At 71.3% G+C, this 22,463-nt stretch carries 18 protein-coding genes; 14 read left to right on the plus strand and 4 right to left on the minus strand.

Translation table 11 applies throughout. The features are described 5' to 3' along the window. The first annotated feature begins 17 nt into the window (after positions 1 to 17). From ACQP2Y_RS06310 to ACQP2Y_RS06340, 7 genes are all read left to right on the plus strand, one after another. A complete protein-coding gene (locus tag ACQP2Y_RS06310) occupies positions 18 to 743 on the plus strand; it encodes a GntR family transcriptional regulator (RefSeq protein WP_433725419.1) in 726 nt (241 codons plus the stop codon). A gap of 80 nt (positions 744 to 823) precedes the next feature. Then, complete coding sequence (locus ACQP2Y_RS06315; protein ID WP_433725421.1) at positions 824 to 2,353, plus strand: NCS1 family nucleobase:cation symporter-1; 1,530 nt, start codon at positions 824 to 826, stop codon at positions 2,351 to 2,353. Between the two features lie 2 nt (positions 2,354 to 2,355). Next, positions 2,356 to 3,117 (plus strand): aspartate/glutamate racemase family protein, encoded by a 762-nt coding sequence (locus ACQP2Y_RS06320; RefSeq protein ID WP_433725423.1) that lies wholly within the window; start codon positions 2,356 to 2,358, stop codon positions 3,115 to 3,117. Positions 3,118 to 3,126: 9 nt separating this feature from the next. Further along, complete coding sequence (locus ACQP2Y_RS06325; RefSeq protein WP_360555260.1) at positions 3,127 to 4,137, plus strand: 1-aminocyclopropane-1-carboxylate deaminase; 1,011 nt, start codon at positions 3,127 to 3,129, stop codon at positions 4,135 to 4,137. Positions 4,138 to 4,182: 45 nt separating this feature from the next. Continuing rightward, positions 4,183 to 5,016, plus strand: coding sequence for a hypothetical protein (locus ACQP2Y_RS06330; protein WP_433725425.1), 834 nt, complete (start codon positions 4,183 to 4,185; stop codon positions 5,014 to 5,016). Beyond that, positions 5,013 to 6,098 carry a hypothetical protein gene (locus ACQP2Y_RS06335; protein WP_433725427.1) on the plus strand — a complete coding sequence of 362 codons (1,086 nt, stop codon included), beginning with the start codon at positions 5,013 to 5,015 and terminating at the stop codon, positions 6,096 to 6,098. Before ACQP2Y_RS06330 ends, ACQP2Y_RS06335 begins: the two co-directional genes overlap by 4 nt. Beyond that, positions 6,080 to 6,847: an SDR family NAD(P)-dependent oxidoreductase gene (locus ACQP2Y_RS06340; protein WP_433725429.1), complete on the plus strand. Its 768-nt coding sequence runs from the start codon at positions 6,080 to 6,082 to the stop codon at positions 6,845 to 6,847. The genes ACQP2Y_RS06335 and ACQP2Y_RS06340 overlap by 19 nt, the downstream gene beginning before the upstream one ends. Here the strand turns inward: ACQP2Y_RS06340 and ACQP2Y_RS06345 are convergent, their stop codons facing one another. Next, entirely contained in the window at positions 6,848 to 7,765 is a 918-nt protein-coding gene (locus ACQP2Y_RS06345; protein WP_433725431.1) for a hypothetical protein, read from the minus strand. Positions 7,766 to 7,855: 90 nt separating this feature from the next. On the opposite strand from ACQP2Y_RS06345, the gene ACQP2Y_RS06350 reads away from it, so the two are divergent. Both ACQP2Y_RS06350 and ACQP2Y_RS06355 read left to right on the plus strand, forming a co-directional pair. Continuing rightward, positions 7,856 to 12,076, plus strand: coding sequence for an AAA domain-containing protein (locus ACQP2Y_RS06350; RefSeq protein ID WP_433725433.1), 4,221 nt, complete (start codon positions 7,856 to 7,858; stop codon positions 12,074 to 12,076). A gap of 108 nt (positions 12,077 to 12,184) precedes the next feature. Further along, entirely contained in the window at positions 12,185 to 13,792 is a 1,608-nt protein-coding gene (locus ACQP2Y_RS06355) for a restriction endonuclease (protein ID WP_433731784.1), read from the plus strand. 3 nt (positions 13,793 to 13,795) lie between these two features. Here the strand turns inward: ACQP2Y_RS06355 and ACQP2Y_RS06360 are convergent, their stop codons facing one another. Next, positions 13,796 to 14,770, minus strand: coding sequence for a GlxA family transcriptional regulator (locus ACQP2Y_RS06360; RefSeq protein WP_433725435.1), 975 nt, complete (start codon positions 14,768 to 14,770; stop codon positions 13,796 to 13,798). A gap of 52 nt (positions 14,771 to 14,822) precedes the next feature. Between ACQP2Y_RS06360 and ACQP2Y_RS06365 the strand changes: the two genes are divergently transcribed. Next, positions 14,823 to 15,206 carry a cupin domain-containing protein gene (locus ACQP2Y_RS06365; protein ID WP_433725437.1) on the plus strand — a complete coding sequence of 128 codons (384 nt, stop codon included), beginning with the start codon at positions 14,823 to 14,825 and terminating at the stop codon, positions 15,204 to 15,206. On the opposite strand, the gene ACQP2Y_RS06370 is transcribed toward ACQP2Y_RS06365, so the two are convergent. Then, positions 15,203 to 16,786 carry a restriction endonuclease gene (locus ACQP2Y_RS06370; RefSeq protein WP_433725439.1) on the minus strand — a complete coding sequence of 528 codons (1,584 nt, stop codon included), beginning with the start codon at positions 16,784 to 16,786 and terminating at the stop codon, positions 15,203 to 15,205. The genes ACQP2Y_RS06365 and ACQP2Y_RS06370 overlap by 4 nt on opposite strands. A gap of 379 nt (positions 16,787 to 17,165) precedes the next feature. On the opposite strand from ACQP2Y_RS06370, the gene ACQP2Y_RS06375 reads away from it, so the two are divergent. From ACQP2Y_RS06375 to ACQP2Y_RS06390, 4 genes are all read left to right on the plus strand, one after another. Further along, entirely contained in the window at positions 17,166 to 18,932 is a 1,767-nt protein-coding gene (locus ACQP2Y_RS06375; protein ID WP_433725441.1) for an EAL domain-containing protein, read from the plus strand. 18 nt (positions 18,933 to 18,950) lie between these two features. Continuing rightward, positions 18,951 to 19,340: a cupin domain-containing protein gene (locus ACQP2Y_RS06380; RefSeq protein WP_433725443.1), complete on the plus strand. Its 390-nt coding sequence runs from the start codon at positions 18,951 to 18,953 to the stop codon at positions 19,338 to 19,340. A 117-nt stretch (positions 19,341 to 19,457) separates the two neighbouring features. Beyond that, on the plus strand, positions 19,458 to 19,640 hold the full coding sequence (locus ACQP2Y_RS06385) for a hypothetical protein (RefSeq protein WP_433725445.1): 183 nt from the start codon (positions 19,458 to 19,460) through the stop codon (positions 19,638 to 19,640). A 278-nt stretch (positions 19,641 to 19,918) separates the two neighbouring features. Beyond that, on the plus strand, positions 19,919 to 20,392 hold the full coding sequence (locus ACQP2Y_RS06390; protein ID WP_433725447.1) for a MarR family winged helix-turn-helix transcriptional regulator: 474 nt from the start codon (positions 19,919 to 19,921) through the stop codon (positions 20,390 to 20,392). Positions 20,393 to 20,416: 24 nt separating this feature from the next. Here ACQP2Y_RS06390 and ACQP2Y_RS06395 read toward each other — a convergent pair whose 3' ends face one another. Then, the gene (locus ACQP2Y_RS06395) at positions 20,417 to 22,423 is read right to left on the minus strand and encodes a TPM domain-containing protein (protein WP_433725449.1); all 2,007 of its coding nucleotides are present in this window, start codon (positions 22,421 to 22,423) and stop codon (positions 20,417 to 20,419) included. Positions 22,424 to 22,463 lie beyond the last annotated feature (40 nt).

The raw sequence follows: 22,463 nt of genomic DNA on the forward strand, positions 1-22,463 counted from the left end.
CGGTCCGAGGAGGGGCGATGCCCAACCCGCGCGTCCGCTCGGTGCTGCTGTCCCGGCTGGCCAACCGCCCGCACGGCAGCTCCCAGCGCGAGATCCTCGACGAGTTGCGCCGCTGCATCCTCGACGGCGAAGTGCCGCCCGGGTCGCCGATCCCGGTGGACGGCGTGGCCGCCTCCTTCGGGGTCAGCCGCATCCCGGTCCGGGAGGCGCTGATGACGCTGATCGGTGAGGGGCTGGTCGACCACCGGGCGCGCACCGGCTACCGGGTGGCCCGGATGACCATGGCCGAGTTCGGCGAGATCTACCTGGTCCGGGAGGCGCTGGAGACCGCCGCGCTGCGGGTCGCCGTGGCGCTGGCCGGCGCCGAGGACGACGAGCAGGCCCGGGCCGCGCACGCCGCGCTGGAGGCCGCCGTCATCGCTGGCGACGGCCGCGCCCACCACCGCGAGAGCCGGCGTTTCCACCTCGCGCTGATCCGCGCCTGCCGGATGCGCCGGCTGCTGCACATGCTCAGCACGGCGTGGAACATGACCGAGCCGTTGCAGCCGATGTCGCACCTCGGCGCCGCCGAGCGGGCCCTGCTGCACCAGGACCACGCGGCGATGCTGGCCGCCTTCACCGCCCGGGACACCGACCGGCTCATCGCGGTCTGCACGGCGCACCACCAGCGCCTGCAGGCCTGCATCGCCCACCTGCCCCAGGACACCGGGCTGTTCACCGAGGGCGAGCGCAGCCCGGGATAGATATATCTCTCCGCTCATCACCGCGAAACAGCCCGTTCCTAGCGTGAGCGCAACGAAGCCGCTCGACCCCAGGAGTGGGCATGGCCGAGACCACTGTCGCCAAGAGTTCCGATCTCGTCGAAGCCGCCGGCATGCCGGTCGGCTCGGGAGAGATCAAGCCCGGGTACGACCCCCGGCTCACCAACGAGGACCTCGCCCCGCTGCGCAAGCAGAGCTGGGGCTCGTACAACATCTTCGCGTTCTGGATGTCCGATGTGCACAGCGTCGGCGGGTACGTCACCGCCGGCAGCCTCTTCGCGCTGGGCCTGTCCAGCTGGCAGGTGCTCGTCTCGTTGCTGGTCGGCATCTCGATCGTCTACTTCTTCTGCAACCTGGTCGCCAAGCCGTCGCAGCAGACCGGGGTGCCGTACCCGGTGATCTGCCGCACTGTCTTCGGGGTCCTCGGCGCCAACGTGCCGGCCATCATCCGCGGCGCGATTGCCGTCGCCTGGTACGGCATCCAGACCTACCTCGCCTCGGCGGCGCTGGACGTCGTGGTGCTCAAGCTCTTCCCCGATCTGATGCCGTACGCGGACGTCAACCAGTACGGCTTCCTCGGGCTGCCGCTGCTCGGCTGGTGCACCTACGCCGTGCTCTGGGTCCTGCAGGCGGCGGTCTTCTGGACCGGCATGGAGACGATCCGCAAGTTCATCGACTTCTGCGGGCCGGCCGTCTACGTCGTCATGATCGCGTTGACCGGGTACCTCATCTACAAAGCCGGCTGGGGAGCCATCAACTTGAACCTCGGTGAGGTCAAGTACAGCGGGGCCAGCGCCATCCCCGTCATGCTGGGCGCGATCGCCCTGGTGGTGTCGTACTTCTCCGGGCCGATGCTCAACTTCGGCGACTTCTCCCGGTACGGCCGGTCGTTCCGGGCGGTCAAGCGGGGCAACCTGCTCGGCCTGCCGGTGAACTTCCTGGCCTTCTCGATCCTGGTCGTGGTCACGTCGTCGCTGACCATCCCGGTCTTCGGCGAGCTCATCACCGACCCGGTGGCCACCGTGGCCCGCATCGACAGCACCTTCGCCATCGTGCTCGGCGCGCTGACCTTCACCATCGCCACCATCGGCATCAACATCGTCGCGAACTTCATCTCGCCGGCATTCGACTTCTCCAACGTCAGCCCGCAACGGATCAGCTGGCGCGCCGGCGGCATGATCGCCGCCGTCGGCTCGGTGCTGATCACGCCCTGGAACCTCTACAACAATCCCGATGTCATCCACTACACGCTGGAGACGCTGGGCGCCTTCATCGGCCCGCTGTTCGGGGTGCTGATCGCCGACTTCTACCTCGTCCGCAAGCAGCACGTCGTGGTCGACGACATGTTCACCATGGCGCCCGAGGGCCGCTACTTCTACCACAAGGGCTACAACCCGCCGGCCGTCATCGCGACGGCGATCGGCGCGGTCGTGGCCATGGTGCCGGTGCTGTGGACCGGCGGGCCGGGCATGCACACCACCGCCCAGTACAGCTGGTTCATCGGGATGGCCCTCGGCTTCCTGGTCTACCTCTCGCTGGCCCGGCGGATGCGGGTGCGGGAACGCAGCCGGGTGCTCGAAGAGGTCGCCTGACCATGCACATCCGGGTCATCAACCCCAACACCACCGTGGCGATGACCGAGAAGATCGAGCTGAGTGCCCGGGCCGTCGCCGGCCCGGGCACCCGCCTCGACGCGGTCACGCCCGCGCTGGGCCCGGCGTCGATCGAGAGCCACTACGACGAGGCGCTCAGCGTCCCCGGCATCCTGACCGAGGTCGCCGCCGGGGAACGGGCCGGCGTCGAGGGGTACGTGATCGCCTGTTTCGGTGATCCCGGCCTGGATGCGGCGCGGGAGCTGGCGTCCGGGCCGGTGGTCGGCATCGCCGAGGCCGCGATGCACGCGGCCATGCTGCTCGGCCGCGGTTTCAGCGTGGTGACGACGCTGGACCGGACCCGCGGCCGGGCCTGGGAGCTGGCCGCGCGCTACGGCGCGGGCCGGGCTTGCCGAGGCGTGTACGGGTGTGCCATCCCGGTCCTGGAACTGGAAACGGACCCGGACACCGTCGAACGGGTGATCGCCGTGGGTCGGGCCGCCCTGGAACGCGACGACTCGGACGTCATCGTGCTGGGCTGCGCGGGCATGGCCGACCTCTGCGCGCGGGTGTCCGCCGAACTGGGCGTCCCGGTGGTGGACGGCGTGGCCGCCGCGACGGTGTTCGTGCAGTCGCTGGTGACGCTGGGTCTGCGGACGTCACCGCGTACCGAATATGCGACGCCGCCGCCGAAGAACTACACCGGCCTTCTCGCCGGGTTCACCCGGCCTGACCTGGCAGGATGGTCGGCAGGACCCGACTGAGGAGCTGCCATGCCGCTGGACGACTTCGACCGGTACCCGCTGCTGTTCGGGCCCTCGCCCGTGCACCGCCTGGACCGGCTCACCCGGCACCTCGGCGGCGCCGCCGTGTGGGCCAAGCGCGAGGACTGCAACTCCGGCATCGCGTACGGCGGCAACAAGACCCGCAAGCTCGAATACCTGGTCGCCGACGCGCTGGCCCAGGGCTGCGACACGCTCGTCTCGATCGGCGGCGTGCAGTCCAACCACACCCGGCAGGTCGCCGCCGTGGCCGCGTACGCGGGACTGAAGTGCGTGCTGATCCAGGAGAGCTGGGTCGACTGGCCGGACAGCGTCTACGACAAGGTCGGCAACATCCTGCTCAGCCGGCTCGCCGGGGCCGACGTACGGCTGGTCAAGGCCGGCTTCGGCATCGGCTTCAAGGAAAGCTGGGACCAGGCCATCGCGGAGGTGGAGGCGCGCGGCGGGAAACCGTACGCGATCCCGGCCGGCGCCTCGGACCACCGGCTCGGCGGTCTCGGCTTCGCCAACTGGGCGCGCGAGGTGGCCGACCAGGAGGCCCAGCTCGGGGTCTTCTTCGACACGGTGGTGGTCTGCTCGGTGACCGGCAGCACCCAGGCCGGAATGATCGCGGGCTTCGCAGCGCTGGGCGACGACCGGCCGCGGCGGGTGCTGGGCATCGACGGCTCGGCCAAACCGGCGGAAACCTGGGACCAGGTGGCCCGGATCGCCCGCAACACGGCCGAGCTGATCGGTCTGGGCCGCGAACTCCGCGACGACGAGATCCTGCTGGACGACCGCTACCACGCCGGCATCTACGGCATCCCGGACGAGACGACCCTGGAAGCGATGCGGCTGGCGGCCCGGACCGAGGGCATGATCACCGACCCGGTGTACGAGGGCAAGTCGATGGCCGGCCTGATCGACCTGGTCACCCGGGGCGAGATCAGCAAGGACGCGACGGTCCTGTACGCCCACCTCGGCGGCCAGCCGGCCCTGAACGCGTACAGCGCCATCGTCTGAAAATCAGCGGACGGCGGGCCGCGCCGGGGCCCACACTGCCTGGCGATGACTTTCTACGAATCGGCCCGGACCATCGCCGGGCAGGTGCAGCGCGGCCTCGGCCGGGGCGCTCACGACGTGAGCGACGCCGAGACCGTGTACGCGTGCGTCCGCCGTGACTACCGCTGGTGGTGGAGCATCGACGAGCGCGCCGTCTATCTGGCCCGGTTGATCCGTGACCTCGGACTGAGCGTCGAGCCGCTCATCGACCGGCTGCACGCCGCGGATCCTGACGAAGAAAACAATGAGTTCACCAACACGCTGGAGGTTCTCGAAGTTCTGGGCCGGGCCGGTGTGGACGGCGTGGTGGACGAGGTGCGCCGCTACGTGATCGAAGGGGTGGACGGCCCGGCCGCGCCGAAACTGGCCGTCCCGCCGGGCGATGAGGAGCGGGAGACGGCCGACCCGGACCGCTGGAACAGGTTGCTCCTCGCCGCGGCCCACGGCGATGAGTCTGATGTGCCGCTGCTGCTCGACGGCATCGCTTGGCTCGATACCCGCGCCGGCGACCGTTGCGGCTACGACCGCCTCGTCGACGGACTGGCGCGCATCGGCGGACCGGGCACGGCCGGCGTCCCCAAGCTGCTGCGCCGGTTGTGGTTCACCCCGCACAGCTACGAACGCGCGAGCTATCTGCGTGCTTACCTTGCGCTGGATCCGGACGGCGCCGAGAGCGGCCTGCGAGAAGGACTGTGGGACTGCGAGGGGGACGTCCGCCTGCTGGCCGTGCAGCGGGTGCGGCTCTCCTCCTGGATCCGGGAACGCCTGGTCTACCTGCGCGACGATCCGATCGAGACCCCCGAGGTCCGTGACGCGGCGGCGGCTCGGCTGGCGCCGTGATGGACTACGACTCCCCGAACACCGTCGCCGGGCAGTTGCAGCGGGGACTCGGCCGGGGCGCCCGCGCGGTCCCGGATCCGGTGCTCGTCGAGGCCTGCCTGCGGCATCAGTACGCCTGGGACTGGCAGGTCGACTCGCGGGACGTCTATCTGGCCCGGCTCGTCCGGGACCTCGGCATGCCGGTTCAGCCGATCCTCGCGCGGCTGCACGCCGAGGAGCCGGAGTTCACTGGCGCTCTCGGTGTGCTGGCCTGTCTGGGCGCGGCCGGATTCGAGGAGGTGATTGCCGGCGTCCGCGACTACATCGGACGCGGGCGGCGCGGACCGGAGGTGCTCGAACACGTGGCGTCCTGCTGGCCCAGCTTGTTCTGGGAGGACCGGGAGCCTCCGGCGCAGCGGAGTGCGCCGCCGTCGCGGCACCGGACGTGGTCGATGGGCGAGTTGCTGGCCGTGCTGCGCGATCCGGCACCCCGGTCGCTGCACCGGTCGGTGCTGCGTGAACTGGCCCGGCGCCCAGGCGAGGCAGGGCTGCTCGACGTGCTGAACACAATGGACACCGCCGGGCTCGGAGGTGCCATCGCCCGGGCCGTCGCGCAACTGGGCAGTGCCGCGGTGCCGGCCGCCCGGCGATGGGCCGCAGCCGATGGCCCGCTACGGGGAGCGGCCATCTCCACGCTCGCTGCCCACGGCGACGAGACCGACGTGCCACTGCTGCTGGCCGAGGTCGCCCGCCTCGACAGCACGCCGGACCACCTCTGCGGGTACGACGAGCTGGTCACCGGCCTCGCCCGGATCGGTGGCCCGGTCACCGCGATCCTGCGCCGGGTCTGGCCCACGCCGCACAGTTACGAACGTGCGAGCTATCTGCGGGCGTACCGGATCGCTGCCCCGGCGGTCGCACAGAGCCTGCTCGTCGAAGGGCTGTGGGACTGCGAGGAGGGCGTCCGCCGAGCACGTGGCGCTCGATGCCGAGACCCGCGAGCGGTTGAGCTACCTGCGCGACGACCCGATGGAGGACGCCGGTGTGCGCGGCGCCGCAGCCGCCCGGCTGGAAAGCTGACGGCATGGCTTCCTACGTGGTGACCGGCGGTGGACGTGGCGTCGGCCGGGCCGTGGTCGAGCGACTGGCCGGCGAGCACGACACCGTGGCCGTGCTCGAATTCGACTCGGCGGCGCTGGACTGGATCGGTGACCATCCGGCCGCCGGGCGGATCCTGCCGGTCATCGGTGATGCCGCCGACCCGGCGGTTGCCGAGCAGGCCGCCGCCGTCGCCGCGGCGGCCGGACCGCTCACCGGCTGGGTCAACAACGCCGCCGTGTTCCGCGACGCGTGGCTGCACGAGGTGCCGCCGGCCGAACTGCTCGCGCTGATCGGCCGCAACCTCGACCCGGTGGTGGTCGGCAGCGCGGCGGCGGTCCGGCACTTCCTGCCGCAGGGCACCGGAGCGATCGTCAACGTCTCGTCCCACCAGGCGCAACGCCCGGTTCGGGGCGCGCTGGCCTACGCCACCGCCAAGGCGGCGATCGAGGGGCTGACCCGGGCGCTCGCCGTCGATTATGGACCCCGTGGCATCCGGGTGAACGCGGTCGCGCTGGGTTCGATCGCCACCGAACGGTCCGATGCCTACGTGGCTGGGCTGGACGAGGCCGGGGCCGAGCATTTCGCGCGCGAGATTCGGCTGCTGCATCCCGTCGGGCGGCTCGGCCGGACCACCGAGGTCGCCGACGCGGTGGCGTTCCTGCTGTCGCCGGCGGCCTCCTTCATCAACGGGGCGGTGCTCCCGGTCGACGGGGGTCGCGCCGCTCAGGGGCGCGACCCGGAAGAAGCCTGATCAGGCGGCGCCGGGCAGCAGGTTCGCCGTGGTGAACGGTTCGCGGCGGGCGCGCATGTCGGCGTACGTGGTCACCAGCAGCGGGGCGAGGATCACGTAGCTCACCACGTAGTACGCCGTCTGCAGCAGCGTGTTGATCACCGTGGCCGTGCTGTTCGGGGTGGTGTAGCTGCCGCCGAGCGTCACGTCGACCAGCGTGGTCACGAGCGTCAGGAGCAGGCCTCCGCCCACGCTCAGGCCGAAGATCGTCGCGATCCGGGCCACCGAGACGCCGATGCTCGCGTGGAACAGCTGGAAGCAGCGGCCGATGCCGTTGCCGCGTTCCAGCAGGACCACCACCGGCAGCACCGTCAGGGCCGCGCCCACGTAGAAGACCGGGAAGAAGCACAGCACCGTCGCGACGATCAGCACCGGGATCGCCAGCAGATACCAGCCGAGCAGCGCCGGGAGGCGTTTCGCCGCGGCCAGCAGGGCCGGGCCCACCAGGTTGCCGGTGCGGCCGGTGGCGGTGAACACCACGACCTGCTGGTTGGCCAGCTGGCCGAGCATGTAGAAGAGGCCGGCCACGGCGGCGGCCGGCAGCAGGACGGTCAGTCCGGCGAAGAACAGGGAGAAGTCCGGCTGGGTGCCCGCGTCGACCGACGCCTGGAGGCTCTCCTGGGCCACCCGCTGCTCGTCCTGGAAGGCCAGCATGGCCGGGAGCAGCAGCACCAGCGTCGGGAGGGAGACGATCAGCTGGATCACCGCCATCGGCCGCCACGCCGCCTTGAGCAGCCGGAAGCTGCGCTGCCACCAGCCGTTGAAGTCGTTGCTGACCAGCGGGTCGGCCGGATCGAAGCCGACCTGCTGCGGGTAGGGATACGGGTACGGCTGGGGTTGCGGCGCGGCGCTCCAGTCCTGCCAATCACCCTGCGACATGAGTTCCCCCTCCAGGCGTCGAAACCATAGCGGTGCCGGCGCCCTCCGCGCCGCCCCTGGTAGCTGCGGACATCGGATAACCTGCGAAGAATGTCCGCGCCGCATGTTGAGTCGCCCACCGTCATCCGGGACCGGGCCGTCTCCGTCGCGGATTACCTGCTCGCCGTCCGCGCGCACATGGAACGCCCCGCGCGGACGCTGCCCGCTGACGCGTACCGGATGGATGCCCTGCCGGAGCACCCGGCGTGCTCGATCGGACCGGCCGCGGACGGCACCGGCTGGCTGCGGGTCGGCCTGCCGGACCCGCCGGCCCCGGTCGCGGTGCCCGCCGAGCTGCGCCGCCGGCTCAACGAGATCAGCCCGACCGACGAGCCCAAGGCCGACGGCGAGGAGTTCGAGACCTGGCGGGACGAGGTGTGGCGGCCCTGGTCGCTCGCCAGCGCCGAGGCCGAACGGGCCCGGGTGCTGCACCGGCAGCTGTTCGACCTCATGCACCAGGTCGACATGGCCGCCGCCAGCACCGAGCTGGTCTGGGGCCACGGCATCCTGGACACCGTCATCGCCGGCCACCGGGTGCGGTATCCGCTGGTCGCGACGCCGGTGCTGATCGAGTACGACCCCGACCGCTCGCTGATCACCGTCTCGCCGCAGGGCCCGTCCCGCTTGCAGACCGACGCGCTGGCCGGTCTGGACGAGCGCTACCTCGGCCAGCTCCTGGGCCTGGCCGGGCCGGCCGGCACCCTGGAGGTGGACCTCTGGGACGACCTGGAACGCCGTGAGCTGTTCGAGCGGGCCCTGGGCCGGCTCGGCTACGACCGGCGGGTGGTCGCGCCCGGCGAGACCGGCACCGGCTCGCACATTGTCGACACCGGTGTGCTGTTCGCCCGGCCGCGGCAGCGGCTGCTGCGCGGCTTCCTCGAGAGCCTGCGCGACCGGTTGCTCGCCGGCGACACCACCAGCATCGGCGCGCTGGCCGCGATCGTCGCGCACGAGCCGAGCAAGCTGCGCATGCCCGACGACCGGCCCGAGGACTGGCACCGGGTGGGGGAGCGGCTGCTCATGCCGTTGCCGACCAACGAGGCCCAGGAGTCGATCGCCCGCCGGCTCGCGCTGCACCGCAACGTGGCCGTGCAGGGCCCGCCCGGCACCGGCAAGACCCACACGATCCGCAACCTGATCTGCCATCTGATGGCCAACGGCAAGCGGGTGCTGGTCGTCGCGCAGAAGGAGGACCCGCTGCGGGTGCTCCGCGACGGGCTGCCGCCCGAGGTGCAGGCGCTCTGCCTGGCCGTGCTGGGCCGCACCACGGACCAGCTCGTGCAGCTCCAGCTGGCCGCCCGGGAGCTGTCCGACCGGGCCGCCACCCTGGACCAGCACGCCGAGGCGGGCCGGGTGCAACGGCTCACCCGGCGGCTCGAGGACGCCGAGCAGGATCTGGCGGCGGCGCTGGGTGGGCTGCGGGCGATCGCGGAGAACGAGGCTGCGACGTACCGGATCGACGACGTGCGGCTCTCACCCGCCGAGGTCGGCGCCTGGCTGCGGGAGCGGGCCGCCGCGCACGGCGGCATCCCCGACCCGGTCTCGCCGGCCGACCGGCCGCCGCTGTCCGCGGACGAGTTCGCCGCTCTGCTCCAGCTCGCCGCGCAGATCTCGCCGGCCGACCGGGCGGCCGCGCTGCGCCCGCTGCCGGAGGTCGCGGCGCTGCCCGACGCAGCGACCGCAAGGCAGGCGCGGGCCGAGCGGGAGTCGGCCGCCGACCGCGTCGCCCGCCTGGAGGCGGCCGGGGTCGACACCGATGCGGTACGCACCCAGGGCGCGAGTGCCGTCGCTGAGCTGCTCGACGGCCTGCGTGACGCGGTCGCGTGGCTGCACCGCCGGGAGGGCACCTGGACGGACCGGCTCGGCCGGCTGCTGTCCGACCCGCACTGGGCGACCCTGTGGACCGACCACGTCACCGCGACCGAGGAGCTGCAGCGCACCCTGGCCGAGCTGGCCCGCGCCCTCGGCGGGCACCGGGTCACCGCCTCGGCAGCGCTGGCCGCGGAGCCGAAGAGGCTGCTGATCGGCCTCGGCGAGCTGCGCGAACGGTTCGCCGCGGGCCGGGGTGTCAACCGGATCCTGCAGGCCGGCCTGTGGCGCATCGCCGACGAGGTCCGGGTCGACGGGGAGGCCCTGCGCACGGTCGAGGACGTGGACCTGGCTGCCGCGTGGGTGCGGCGGGGGCAGGCCCGGCGGCGCCTCGGCGAGCACTGGGCCGAGTGGATCCAGCGGCTGGCCATTCCGGAACGCCCCGGCGACCCGGAGGTGTGGGCCGGCACGCTGCTGGCCGAGGCCGCCCAGTCGCTGGGCTGGGACGCCCGGCAGTGGCCCGAGCTGTCCGCACGGCTGCGGGTGCTCGTACCCCAGGAAGAGCTGGACCTCGACGCGGCCCGGCTGGCCGAAGTCTCGGCTCTCCTGGACGACGGCCCGGTCGTTTTTGAGCTTGACGATCTGGACGCCGCCGACCGCGCGGTCGCGGACGCCCTGGTGCCGTGGCCGCCGCTGGCCGCGGCATGGTTCGCGCCTGACCTGGAGGAATGGGACGCGCTAGTCGCCGAGGCGCGCCGGCTCACGGCCCTGCGGCCCGACGTGCAGCGGTACGTGGACCTGCGCGACCAGCTGGCGGAGGTGGCCCCGGAGTGGGCCGCCCAGGTCGACGCCGGGCTGGTGCCGGCCGTGTCCGGCACTCTCTGCCTGCGGGCCTGGCAATGGCGGCAAGCTCAGACGTGGTTCGACCAGGTCGTCGGCAGCGTCGACCCGGCCGTGCTGAACCGCCGGGTCGAGCTGGCTCGCGACAAGATCCGGCGGCTCACCGGTGACCTCGTCGTCGCGTCCGCGTGGCTCGAGGTCTCCCGCGCCCTCGACGACCGGCGGCGGGCCGCGCTGGCCGACTGGACCACCGCCCTGCGCAAGATCGGCAAGGGTACGGGCCGCAGCGCGGCAGCCTGGCAGGCGCACGCCCAGCGGGCCATGGAGTCCGCCGTCGAGGCCGTGCCGGTCTGGGTCATGTCGGTGGATCGCGCGATCGAGCAGTTCGCCGGGGGCGCGCACTTCGACGTGGTGATCGTGGACGAGGCGTCGCAGGCCGACCTGTTCGCCCTGCCGGTGCTGTCGCTGGCCGAGCGGGCCGTGGTGGTCGGCGACGACCAGCAGATCGGCCCGCAGCTCGGCTTCGTCGGCTCGGTCGCCGGGCTCATCCACAGCCACCTGGACGACGTGCCGTCGGCCGAGCACTTCGACCCGGAGTCCTCGCTCTACGACCACGCGGTGCGGCGCTCGCCGGAGCGGATCCTGCTCACCGAGCACTTCCGCTGCGTGCCGCAGATCATCGAGTTCTCGTCCCGGCACTACTACGACGGCAAGATCCAGCCGCTGCGCGCGGACCGGGCGGTGCATTCCCCGGTGCGGCCGATCTTCGTGCCGGACGGGACCCGGCAGCCGCTGCCGCCTTACGGAGACGTCAACGTCGCCGAGGCTGAGGCCTTGGTGGCGCAGGTGTCCGCTCTGGTGGCCGATCCGTCGTATGCCGGTAAGACGATCGGAGTCATCAGCCTGCTCAGCACCAGCGGGCAGGCCACCTACCTGCTGGCGCGGATCCGCGAGGCGATCGGCGAGGACGAGATGGAGGCCCGGCGGCTGCGGGTCGGCGACGCGTACACCTTCCAGGGCGACGAACGCGACGTCGTGCTGGTGTCCATGGTGGTCTCCGACAACGACGGCCGGCCCTCGGCGTTCACCAAGCGCGAGTACCACCGCCGGGTCAACGTGGCCGCCTCCCGCGCCCGGGACCAGCTCTGGATCTTCTACTCGGTCCGGCCGTCGTCGCTGCTGGCCGACGACGCGCGGGCGCTGCTGCTGAACTACGCGCTGAACCTGCCGGTGCAGACCACCGCACCGGACCTGGAACTGCTCTGCGAGAGCGACTTCGAACGCGAGGTGCTGCGCCGGCTGGTCAAGCGCGGCTACCGGCCGACCCCGCAGTTCCGGATCGGCGGCTACCGCATCGACTTCGTGCTCAACGCCCCGGACGGGCGCCGCCTGGCCATCGAGTGCGACGGGGACGCGTACCACGGGCCGGAGCAGTGGGAGAGCGACATGCGCCGGCAGGCGGTGCTGGAAAGGGTCGGCAACTGCGTCTTCGTCCGGATCCGCGGCAGCATCTTCGCCCGCGAACCGGAAGCGGCCCTGCGCCCCCTCTGGCAGCGCATCGAGGAGCTCGGCATCGACCCATGGCGACCGCCGGCCATCGAGTCCGCAGCCGACACCGCGTGACTCCTCGTGCTTGGATGATTGCCGCGTGTATCGACCGGCAGTGCAATCCTCGTTAGCCTGAACAGTCACACGTCGATTTGTCGGCGACGTCTCGAGACTGGCGGCTTGATGGCGACGAACAAGCGACCGAGTTCCGGTGACCTGGCGCGCTGGCGGCAAGCGCAGATCCGGCAGGCGGAGCGCGACCAGCGTGCTGCGGAGAGGGCGGCGGCACTCCAGCGGCGGGCTGAAGCGGATCAGTACGTGGCAAGCCGGCGGGACGAAGCCGCGATGCGGACCGTGGCGCTCGAGAAGGCCGTCGAAGAGCTGACCCACCTCTTGATCGTCGGGCTGCGCCGGCGGGCGCGTATCAATCTTCAAGGATTCCGTCGCGAGCCCTCAATCCGACAGTTCGATCCGGGGCCGCTCAGTCATCCTCTACCGCGTCCGGAGTGGCGTGACTTCGAGCCGCCTCCGCCTGGCGCATTGGGTGGCCTGTTCGGTGGGAAGGCTCGATACGAGACAGCAATGAAAGTCGCCCGCCGCCGATACGACACGGCTCAGGCCCGGTGGGAACAGGCAGAAACTGATCGCCTCGAGCGGCTCGCCGCTGCGCGGGCGGCACATGATCGGCTCGTCGCCGTTGAAGTTGCCGACTGCGCCAAGCAAAACCAATTGATCCACCAGGAGATCGCTGGGTTGATGGAACGACGTCGTGAGCCTGTGGAGAGGTATCTCGACCAAGTGCTGGTCCGGATGCCGTTGCCCGAGGACTTTCCGCGTCGGGCTGAGGTGGCGTACAACCCTGACGCCGAGCAAGTTGTGGTGCAACTTCAGCTACCCGGGACGGATGTCGTACCCGCAGTCAAGTCGGTCAAGTACATCCAGAGTGGCCCCAACGCCGACACGATGCCTGAGACTCGGCGACCGGACAAGGAACTCAAGGAGCTCTACCGGGACGTCATCGCACAGGTGGCACTTCTAGCGGTGAGGGATCTGTTCGATGCGGACGAGCTGCTCCGTACCGTGGCCTTCAACGGCCACGTCGACACCATCAACCGCGCGACCGGGCAGCGAGAGTATCCCTGCCTCGTCAGTCTGAATGTGGAGCGGGACAAGTTCGAGGAACTGATCCTCGATCGGGTGAGCCCGGCCGACTGCCTTCGCCATCTCAATGCGCTCGTCTCTCCGCATCCCTTCGCCCTGACCCCCATCCAACCGGTGCTGAGGTTCGACCTTTCAAGGTTCAACTTCATCAAGGGCTTCGATGCTGTCGCCACGCTGGACCACCGGCCAGATCTGATGGAGATGGGTCACGGCGAGTTCGAACACCTCGTTCGACAGATCTTCGAAGCGATGGGTATGCAGGGTTGGACGACGACGTCGAGCAACGATGACGGTGTCGACGCGGTGGTTGTCAATCCCGATCCGTTCGTCGGTGGGCTGACAATCGTTCAGGCGAAGCACTACAAGAATGTCGTGGGCGTGAGCCACATCCGCGAACTCGCCGGTGCGATGGAGGAGAAACGTGCAGGTCGCGGGATCCTGGTGACAACGTCTTGGTTCACTGCGGGCGGATGGCAAAAGGCCCACGAACATGGCCGCATGCAACTGGTTGATGGTCAGCACCTGACGTTCCTGATCAAGCAGCACCTCGACAGAGACGTCTTGATCAGCGTCAACCGCCCAAGGAATGCGGCCTCGGGTCCGCCGACTACCGCGTCCGGAGCGACCTGAGAATCAGCCTCGACCGGGGTTCGTTTCGAAGCGACGGCGATACTCCGTCGGGGTCAGACCCGTCTCCCGGCGCAGCAGAGCCCGCAGGTTAGTCGCGGTGCCCAGGCCCGTGCGCCGGGCCACCACCTCGGGGCGGGACTCGCCGCGTTCGATCAGGCGGCAGGCCAGGGCGACGCGTTCGCCGGTCAGCCAGGCCAGCGGCGTCGTGCCCAGTTCGGCGCGGAACCGGCGGTGCAGGGTCGCCTGGCTGATCGCCGCGTGCCCGGCCAGGTCGGCCACGGTCAGCGGCTGGTCCAGGTGTTCCTGCACCCAGGCCAGCAGCGGCGCGAGGGACTCGTCGCGGATCGCCGGCACCGGGCGTTCCACGAACTGGCGCTGGCCGCCGTCGCGGTGGGCGGCGAAGACCAGGCGGCGGCTGACCGCGTTGGCGACCTCGGCGCCGAAGTCGCGCCGGACCACGTGCAGGCCCAGGTCCAGCGCCGCCGCGCTGCCCGCGGCCGTGAGGATGTCGCCGTCGTCGACGAACAGGACGTCCGGCTCGAGGGTCACGGCCGGGAACCGGGCGCGGAAGTCGTCCGCCCACTGCCAGTGGGCGGTGGCCCGGCGCCCGTCCAGCACACCCGCCTCGGCGAGCGTGAAGGCCCCGCTGCAGAAGCCGATCAGGCGGGCGCCGCGGGCGTGGGCGCGGCGGATCGCCGCCAGCACCGCCGGGCGCCGGGGCACCTCGACGTCGGGGCGGTTCGGGACGATCAAGGTGTCGGCCTGCTCGGCCGCCTCCAGCCCGGCCACGCCGGTCAGCGTGTAGAAGCCGTCGCGCATCGGCGTGCGCGGGGTGGGGGAGCAGAGGCGGAAGTCGTACAGGTCGCGGCCCAGCTCGGGGCGGCGCAGGCCGAAGATCTCGGTCGCGCACCCCAGCTCGAACGGGTTGGAGTTGTCGTCGACGACAACCACGACCCGGTGCAAGGATTCTTGCGTCATCCGCGATTCCTAGCACTCCCCGGCCCGGCCGGCCAGCGGCGAGGATGAGCTGATGAGCGACGAACCGATCTCCCTGAGTGCGGCCCTGGCCTCCTTCGACACCCTGTGGAGCCCGCGCATCGTGACCCGGGTCAACGACTACGACGTACGCGTGGCCAAGGTCCAGGGCGAGCATCTCTGGCACACCCACGACAACACCGACGAGTTCTTCCTCGTGCTGGACGGCGAGCTGCAGATCGCCCTGCGGGACCGTACGGTCGTGCTGCGCCAGGGTGACGTCTTCACCGTGCCGCGGGGCACCGAGCACAAGCCGAGCTCGCCCGGCGGCGCCCAGATCATGATGTTCGAACCGACCGGGACGCCGACCGTCGGCGACCGGCACGAGGAGATCCCCGACCACGTGGACGCCACCACCGGCCACCAGCTGGACGGTTAGGCAGACTCGATCCGGGCCTTCACCCCCGAGTGCTCGGCCAGCAGGTTGAGCAGGGCGGAGCCGTCCAGCAACTCGACCGGGCGGCCCGCCACCGCCTCGTACGCCTCGACCTCGTACCCGTCGACGGCGACCAGGATGCCCTTGGTCGCGCCCGCCGCCGCGACCTCCTCGGCGAGGCCGGCGGCCGTGGCCGCGCTGACCGGCTTGCCGCGTACGGCATAGATCACGACCGCGCCCCCGAACAGTGGCCGGGGATCGGTGGCCAGCCAGCGCGGGCCCTCGGCGGCCTGGCCCATCTCCAGTCCCATGTTGCCGAACAGGTCGCAGAGCAGCTGCTCGTACTCGGCGGCCGGCAGGGTGGCCAGGTTGGGCCGCTCGTCGATGTCGGCCAGCACGTTGAACTCGCCGGTGAAGTCCTCCCCGGCCTCCCGATCGAAGTCGATCATCGGGGTCACGCCGTCGAGCTGGTCCGGCTGGGCGGAGAGGCCGGCCGGCAGGTGCTTGACGCAGGCGATCGGGTCGACCCGGCGCAGCTTGATCGCGGCGAACGTGTCCCGGTCGGCCCGCACCGACACCAGGCAGGGCCGCACGAACTGGCCGGTGCGCCGGTCGATCGTGTCGACGATGCCGTTGAACAGCACCTCACCCACCAGGGCGCCGCGGTCGGCCTCGATGATCTCGTGGATGGTCCGCAGCGCCACCATCGAGATGATCTCCGTGTACCGGCGGCGGATCTCGCCCTCGTCGCGCGGCACGGCCACCAGGTCGTCCCGGACCCGGTCGTAGCGGTACTCCTTGACGACCGGGATCACCTCGACCGGCGGCAGGTGGTACTCGACCAGCAGGCGGCGCTGCTTCGCCTGGTACGCCAGCCGGAAATGCTGCGGGAAGTCGTCCGGATACACCGAGTTGCCCAGCACCATCGCGAAGTACTCGACCACGGACGCCGGATCGGCCCCGGCCACGGCCGCCGCGAAGCGGTCCACCTCGGCGTTGTACGAGATCAGCTTCGCCTCGTACCGGCTGCGGTTCTCCTCGTACTGCAGCTCCCGGGCCGCGAGCTGGCGCAGCCGGCGGGTCTCCGCGTCGATCCAGCGCGCCCGCGCGTCCTGGTACGCCCGTTTCGCGGCTTCCACCTGCTGCTGGTGAATCCGCTCACCACCGAGGATCTTGCCCACCCCGCGCGGCTCCGGCGGGGCGAAGCTCTCCCACACCGGCTCCGGCAGCGGCCGGCCGAGCTTGCCCGGGTCGAACGGCGGCACCCGCAGCGGCTTCTTGAACCGGTCCAGGTCGATGTGGTCGTCGACATCCAGGGTGGACAGCAGCAGCGAGTCGAGCTCGGACAGCCGGGCCCGGATGTCCGCGTTCGTCGCTGCCGCCTCGGCTGTGCGGGCCTCCGCGTACAGCCGGCGGTGTTCGCGTTGCTGCTCCGCGTCGGCGGCTGCCCGCTGGGCGGCCGCGGCGGCCAGGTCGGCGTTACGCCTGATCAGCTGGCGCTGCTGCTCGGCGGCAGTCTGTGCCCGCTGCTCGGCGGCAGTCTGGGTCGCGTGCGCCCGCTGCATGTCCCGAATGATGCCCATGCGTCGTCGTCCTCGCTCACGTGTCCGAACAGCCACCATATCCACCGTCTCCGGATCTCGTTACGCGGCGCATGCCTGTCGCGCCTTTGCGTGCATGTTGATCGTGGAGAGCGGGTAGGGGTCGCACATGGTTCCACAGTAAGCACAGCAAGTAACTGTCTGTCATGGATCCGAGGGTGACCGGGCTCTCGCTGAGCGCGGCGGCAGGGTCGACCGATCGGCCAAATTACGGCCCTGAACGGTGGAGAACGTGCAGTTCGTTGTTTTGTTGGGCCAGCTGCGAAAACATTGTCGTGGGTGCCCACTGTTACATCGACCTGTGACGGGTCGTAATAGGTCAGGGGCAACGGTTGACCTGGGAGGGAGGTAGCGACGGCGCATGACGGCACCCGAAGAACGCTTTCCGCGTCCCCGCGCGTTGCGCGACCGCCTCTCCCGCCGCCCCCGGCTCACCCCCAACCAGGGCCACCAGCTGCCGCTGCCCGAGCCCCGCACGGCCCCCGACGACGAGGCCTGGTTCACCTACCTGGCCGCCGGCGAGGAGATCGTCTGGTCCGACGCGCTCGCCGGCCTGCTCGGCCGGCCGCCGGGCGGCAACGAGCTGACCCAGCAGATCCTGGCCCGGCACGTGCACGTCGACGACCACGCCAAGGCCCTCGGCGCGATCACCCGCGCCTGGACGGCGCGCGAGCCGGCGCGCACGACGGTACGGCTGATGCGCGACGACGGTGGCTGGTTCGACGTGGACTGCCGGCTCGAACCGATCATCGGCCCGGACAACGCCGTGGTCGGCATCCACGGCTCCCTGCGTGACGTCTCCGCCCGCGAACGCGCCCGCCGTGAGGTGGCCCGGTTGAGCCGCCGCGGCGAGACCGTGCAGGCGTCGGTCGTCGAGAAGGACCCGGCCACCGGCCTGCTGACCCGCGCCCGTTTCGCCGACGAGGTGGACCGGGCACAGCGCCGCGGTGGCGGGGCGGTCCTGGTCGTTCGGGTCGAGCCGGACAGGGCCGAGGGGGTCAGCGCGGACCGGCACGCCGATCTGCTGCAGCGGGCTGCCCGCGTACTCGAAGGTCTGGCCCGTCCCGACGACCTGCTGGGCCGGGCCGGCCCGAACGAGATCGCCGTCCTGCTGCCCGGCGCCTCCTGGGTGATGGCCCGCCGGCAAGCCGACCTGTTCGTCGAGGCCCTGCGCTCGCAGCCGTTCGTGCTGCCGGACGCCTGGCTGCGCGCCCGGGTGTGGGGCGGCCTGGTGCGGTTCCGCGCCGAGGGCGAGGCGGACAGCCACGATCTGCTGATCGACGCCGAGCAGGCGTGGCGGCAGGCCCGCGACGCGGAACGGCCGCTGATCCTGGTCTCCGACCCGATACCGGCCCGCGACCGGCAGGACACCTACCGCGACCGGGTCGCCGACGCGCTGGGCACCGACCGGTTCACGCTGTTCGCCCAGCCGATCCTGGAGCTCCAGACCAACCGGGTGCTGCGGCACGAGCTGCTGCTGCGCGTCCTCGACGAGGCCGACAACCCGCAGTCGCCCGAGCAGGTGCTGCAGATCGCCGAACGCCTCGACACGATCTACGACATCGACCTGTGGGTGGTCGAGCGGGCGATGCAGCTGGCGGCCGAACGCACCGACCTCTGCCTGCAGATCAACCTCTCCGGCCGGTCGGTGGGCGACCCCCGGCTGACCGCCGAGGTCGAAGCCCTGATCGAGCGGTACGCGGTGAACCCGGAACAGCTGACGTTCGAGATCACCGAGACGGCCCTGATCGGCAACCTGAGCGAAGCGCGGCACTTCGCCGACCGGATCCGCGACCTGGGCTGCCAGCTGGCCCTGGACGACTTCGGCTCGGGCTACGCGTCGTTCCGCTACCTGCGGCTCTTCCCGATCGACCTGGTCAAGATCGACGGCGAGTACGTGGTCGACCTGGTCCGCAACCCGGAGGACCAGGTGCTGGTCCGGGCGCTGGTGCAGGTCTGCCAGGCGTACGGCATCCACACGGTGGCCGAGTACGTGCAGGACGAGGCGACGCTGCGGATGCTGCGCGAGATGGGCGTCGACTTCGTGCAGGGCTACCTGATCGGCCGGCCGGCGCCGGTGGAGGAACTGCGCCCGGCGACCCGGCTGCGGCGTTCAAACTTGCAGTGATCCGGGTATGTGAGTGGCATGGAGCACTACACGATCGCCACCGTTGCCGAGAAGAACCCGGACTTCCGCCGCGTGCTGTGGACGGGCAAACACACCCAGCTCGTGATCATGACGATCCCGCCGGGCGGCGAGATCGGTGAGGAGGTCCACGAAGTGGACCAGATCCTCACGTTCGTGAGCGGCGTGGGTGAGGCCAAGGTCAGCGGCCAGACCCGCAAGGTCAGCCAGGGCGACCTGGTGGTGGTACCGGCCGGGCACAAGCACAACTTCACCAACGAGGGCCCGAACCCGCTCGTGCTGTACACGGTCTACGGGCCGGCCGAGCACGCTGAGGGTGCGGTCCACAAGACCAAGGAAGAGGCGGATGCGCTGGAAGAGGCCGGTAAGGACGAGCCGCCGGCTTCCTGAGCTCGCCGCCCTCCGGGGCGGGTTGCTCGTGCATCGGGTGTAGGGACGGCCGCGCTCAGCGTGACGCGCAGGCCGTCTCTCGCCGTGCCTGCGGTTCGACGTCAGGAGCAGTAACCCGTGGGCAGATACCGCTGGCGGACCACGCTGCGCTCGGCCCTGCCCGCTCGGTGCATGACGTTGCTGCCGAAGGGAAGCCACGACTGCGGCGACCACGACTGGTACAAGAGCGCCGAAAACCTCTACCGCTGCTACCACTGCCGGCCGGGCGCCAGAACCAGCCCACCGGACAGCGCAGCCTGACCGCAGGGGTGGGGCCGCTGTCTGGCGCGGCGGCGTGGCCAAGGAGGCGGGCGGCCGGAGCGACACAGCGCCGGGGCCGGCCGAGGCCCCCCAGCCAGCCGGTCCCGGCGCCGTGCCGGAAGGGTAAAGTCTCCGCGCATTTTACCCTTGAGGCTTCAATGAAGTCGATCGACCTGCCCGAATGTTCTTGCCTTGTTTCCCGAAGATTGGGGCGCGACGGAACGCTGATCCCGGCCCCGGGGGAGCTTGCTGGGAACCCCGTTAACTAATCTGCTGCCATGGACGAGCCACGGTGGTTGACCGACGAGGAACAGCAGGCGTGGCGCCGGTTCATCGAGGTGCTGGTCAAGCTCCCGGCCGCGCTCGAGGGTCAGCTACAGCGGGATGCGGGCCTGACCCATATGGGATATCTGGTGCTGGCCACACTGTCCGAGCGGGACGACCGCCGCCTGGCGATGAGCCGTCTGGCGCGTAAGGCCAGCGCTTCACTGTCCCGCCTGTCGCACGTGGTCGCCCGGCTGGAGGCGCAGGGTCTGGTTCGCCGCGAGCGTGACCCGGAGGACGGCCGCGTGCAGATTGCGGTGCTGACCGACGAGGGCTTCGCGAAGATCGTGGGGGCGGCGCCCGGTCACGTGGACGCTGTGCGGCACCTGGTCTTCGACCGGCTGACCCCGGCCCAGATCCGCCAGCTCAGCAAGCTCTGCGACGCCCTCCTGGAAAACCCTGCCCCCGCCGAGAAGCCCTGCACCTGAGCCGAGATCGACGCCCGGAAGACGTCAGAAGCGGCCGCCTCCACCTCGGCGTCCACCGCCGCCACCTCCGCCGCCTGATCGCCGGCCCCGGCTGGCGCTGCCGCCGAAGCCCCCGCCACCCCAGCCGCCTCCACCGAAGCCGCCGCCGCCACCACCGCCCCGCCCGAAGCCGCCGCCGAAGCCACCTCCGCCGCCGGACAGGATCCCGCCGAGCACCGCACCCGCAAACGCCTCGTCGAAGCCCCCGCGACTGCCATAACCCCCACCCCAGCTCTGCACATCCGCCCGCGCAGCCTGCCCGGCACTCGCCGCCAACTGCTGCGCCTGCTGGGCCTCACCCAGAGCCACCACCGGATCTGACCCCGCCAGGCTCTCGGCCAACGCCAGATGCCGCTGAGCCTCCGACAGCGACGCTCGCGCCCCCGCATCGACCGCCCCGCGCCGGGTGGTGATGAAGTCACCCGCCGCCGCAACCTCGGCCCGCGCCACCGGCAACGCCTGGGCCAGCAGCCCCCGGGCCCGGGCCGCACGCTCCGCAGCGTCCTGCGCCTCCGCAAGCGCCCGATCCAGCGCCGCATCGGCGGCCTGCAGCGTCGCGACCGCAGTCACAGGGTCAGTCTTCGATCCGGAAAGCTGCCGGCGCACCTCAGCCGCAGCCTGCTCGGCGCCAGTCACCGCAGCCCCGAGCCCGGCCGGCACCGCACTGCCTCCAGCCAGCGCCGCCCGCCCCGCCGCGATCTCCGCGTCCAGCTCCACGATCAGAGCGTCCGCCGCCGAACGCGCGGTCGCCAGCTCGGCCCCGGCCCGCTGAACAGCCGACACCAACTGCTCGGCCTGCCCGACAGCCTGCTCACCGGCCCGCAAAGCCAGCGCAGCCTCAGCCCGGCCCCCGCCCGTCGATCCGGCCCCGGCAGCCGGACTCCCGGCCAGAGCAGCGCGAGCCCGCCCCACCGCCTCACCCGTGAACCGGACCCGCTCCCGAGTCTGATCGAGATTCGCCGAGATGCCGGTGACCGTCGGTCCCGCGTACCGGTGGGTCAGGTCTTGCAGTGCCTCAGCCGCCGCCGGCAGGGCGGCCTCGACCGCCGCCCGGCGCCGGTCCACCTCGTCGGCCACCTGCTCCGCCCGGCCCTCCAGGTCGCGCAGCCGGTCGAATGCCTCGGACTCCGCGTCCAGCCGCTCGTCGGCGGCCCGGCACTTCGCGATGATCTCGCCGAGCGTGCGGCGGCGGGTCGCCTCGTCCGGCGCCGGCTCCTCTTCGAGCGTCATCCGCAGCCGGAACGCCTCGGCGACGTCCTGCCGGGACGCATCCAGCGCTGCCCGGAACGGCGCCGTCGCCTCCGGGCCGTATTGCGCGGCGGCCAGAGCCAGCTCGCTCTCGCTGGCCCGCAGGTCGTCGTCGAGCTCGATGAGCAGGGCGTTGGCCGTGGCCGTCAGCTCCTCGGTCGGCGGGCCGGTGACCTGCGGCGGGGTCGGCCGGGCGCGACGGCGGCGGCGCAGCAGCACCCAGATCAGCGCGCCCGCGATGATCACCGCGAGCAGGATCAGCACCCAGATCAATGACCCGCTCGAGCCCGCGGCCGCCTCCGAGTAGCCCTCGGCGGCGGCGATCACCGCGCCGGACCAGTCGCCACGGGACAGCGCCGGCTCGATGTCGTTGCCGGCCACGTCGGCGAGCTCCGCGTTGGAGAAACGCGAGTCGTCGGGGAACGAATACGCGTACGAGCGGTCGCGGGTCGCCACCGCGAGCAGCGCGTCGCGCTCGCCCAGGTCGCTCAGCCGGGCTGTCTCGTCTGTCCAGGTCTGGGCCGGCGTGCCGTCGAAGGACTCCACGAACACCACGAAGAGCTGCGTGCCCGTGTCGGACTGGAGCCGGGCCAGCGCCGTGTCGACCGCGGCCGCGCGGCTGCCCAGTGCGCCCGCCTCGTCGGTCACCTGGGTGGGCACCCGCATCGGCGCGTCCGCGCGGGCCGGTGCGGGCACCAGGAGCAGGGCCAGGACGGCGAGCAGCGTGCGGCGCAGGACGGTCACCACCTCAACTTAGATCCTGGGTCCGACAACCCGCGCGGTG

Origin of the sequence: Actinoplanes sp. CA-051413 (genome assembly GCF_050955795.1) — a bacterium.
Classification (GTDB): Bacteria; Actinomycetota; Actinomycetes; order Mycobacteriales; family Micromonosporaceae; genus Actinoplanes.

Coding starts and splice junctions, on each gene's coding strand:
- ACQP2Y_RS06325 (WP_360555260.1), top strand. CDS start 3,127: ATGCCGCTGGACGACTTCGACCGGTACCCGCTGCTGTTCGGGCCCTCG.
- ACQP2Y_RS06340 (WP_433725429.1), top strand. CDS start 6,080: ATGGCTTCCTACGTGGTGACCGGCGGTGGACGTGGCGTCGGCCGGGCC.
- ACQP2Y_RS06370 (WP_433725439.1), bottom strand. CDS start 16,786: ATGGGCATCATTCGGGACATGCAGCGGGCGCACGCGACCCAGACTGCC.
- ACQP2Y_RS06360 (WP_433725435.1), bottom strand. CDS start 14,770: ATGACGCAAGAATCCTTGCACCGGGTCGTGGTTGTCGTCGACGACAAC.
- ACQP2Y_RS06330 (WP_433725425.1), top strand. CDS start 4,183: ATGACTTTCTACGAATCGGCCCGGACCATCGCCGGGCAGGTGCAGCGC.
- ACQP2Y_RS06380 (WP_433725443.1), top strand. CDS start 18,951: ATGGAGCACTACACGATCGCCACCGTTGCCGAGAAGAACCCGGACTTC.
- ACQP2Y_RS06345 (WP_433725431.1), bottom strand. CDS start 7,765: ATGTCGCAGGGTGATTGGCAGGACTGGAGCGCCGCGCCGCAACCCCAG.
- ACQP2Y_RS06315 (WP_433725421.1), top strand. CDS start 824: ATGGCCGAGACCACTGTCGCCAAGAGTTCCGATCTCGTCGAAGCCGCC.
- ACQP2Y_RS06355 (WP_433731784.1), top strand. CDS start 12,185: ATGGCGACGAACAAGCGACCGAGTTCCGGTGACCTGGCGCGCTGGCGG.
- ACQP2Y_RS06375 (WP_433725441.1), top strand. CDS start 17,166: ATGACGGCACCCGAAGAACGCTTTCCGCGTCCCCGCGCGTTGCGCGAC.
- ACQP2Y_RS06390 (WP_433725447.1), top strand. CDS start 19,919: ATGGACGAGCCACGGTGGTTGACCGACGAGGAACAGCAGGCGTGGCGC.
- ACQP2Y_RS06310 (WP_433725419.1), top strand. CDS start 18: ATGCCCAACCCGCGCGTCCGCTCGGTGCTGCTGTCCCGGCTGGCCAAC.
- ACQP2Y_RS06350 (WP_433725433.1), top strand. CDS start 7,856: ATGTCCGCGCCGCATGTTGAGTCGCCCACCGTCATCCGGGACCGGGCC.
- ACQP2Y_RS06320 (WP_433725423.1), top strand. CDS start 2,356: ATGCACATCCGGGTCATCAACCCCAACACCACCGTGGCGATGACCGAG.
- ACQP2Y_RS06365 (WP_433725437.1), top strand. CDS start 14,823: ATGAGCGACGAACCGATCTCCCTGAGTGCGGCCCTGGCCTCCTTCGAC.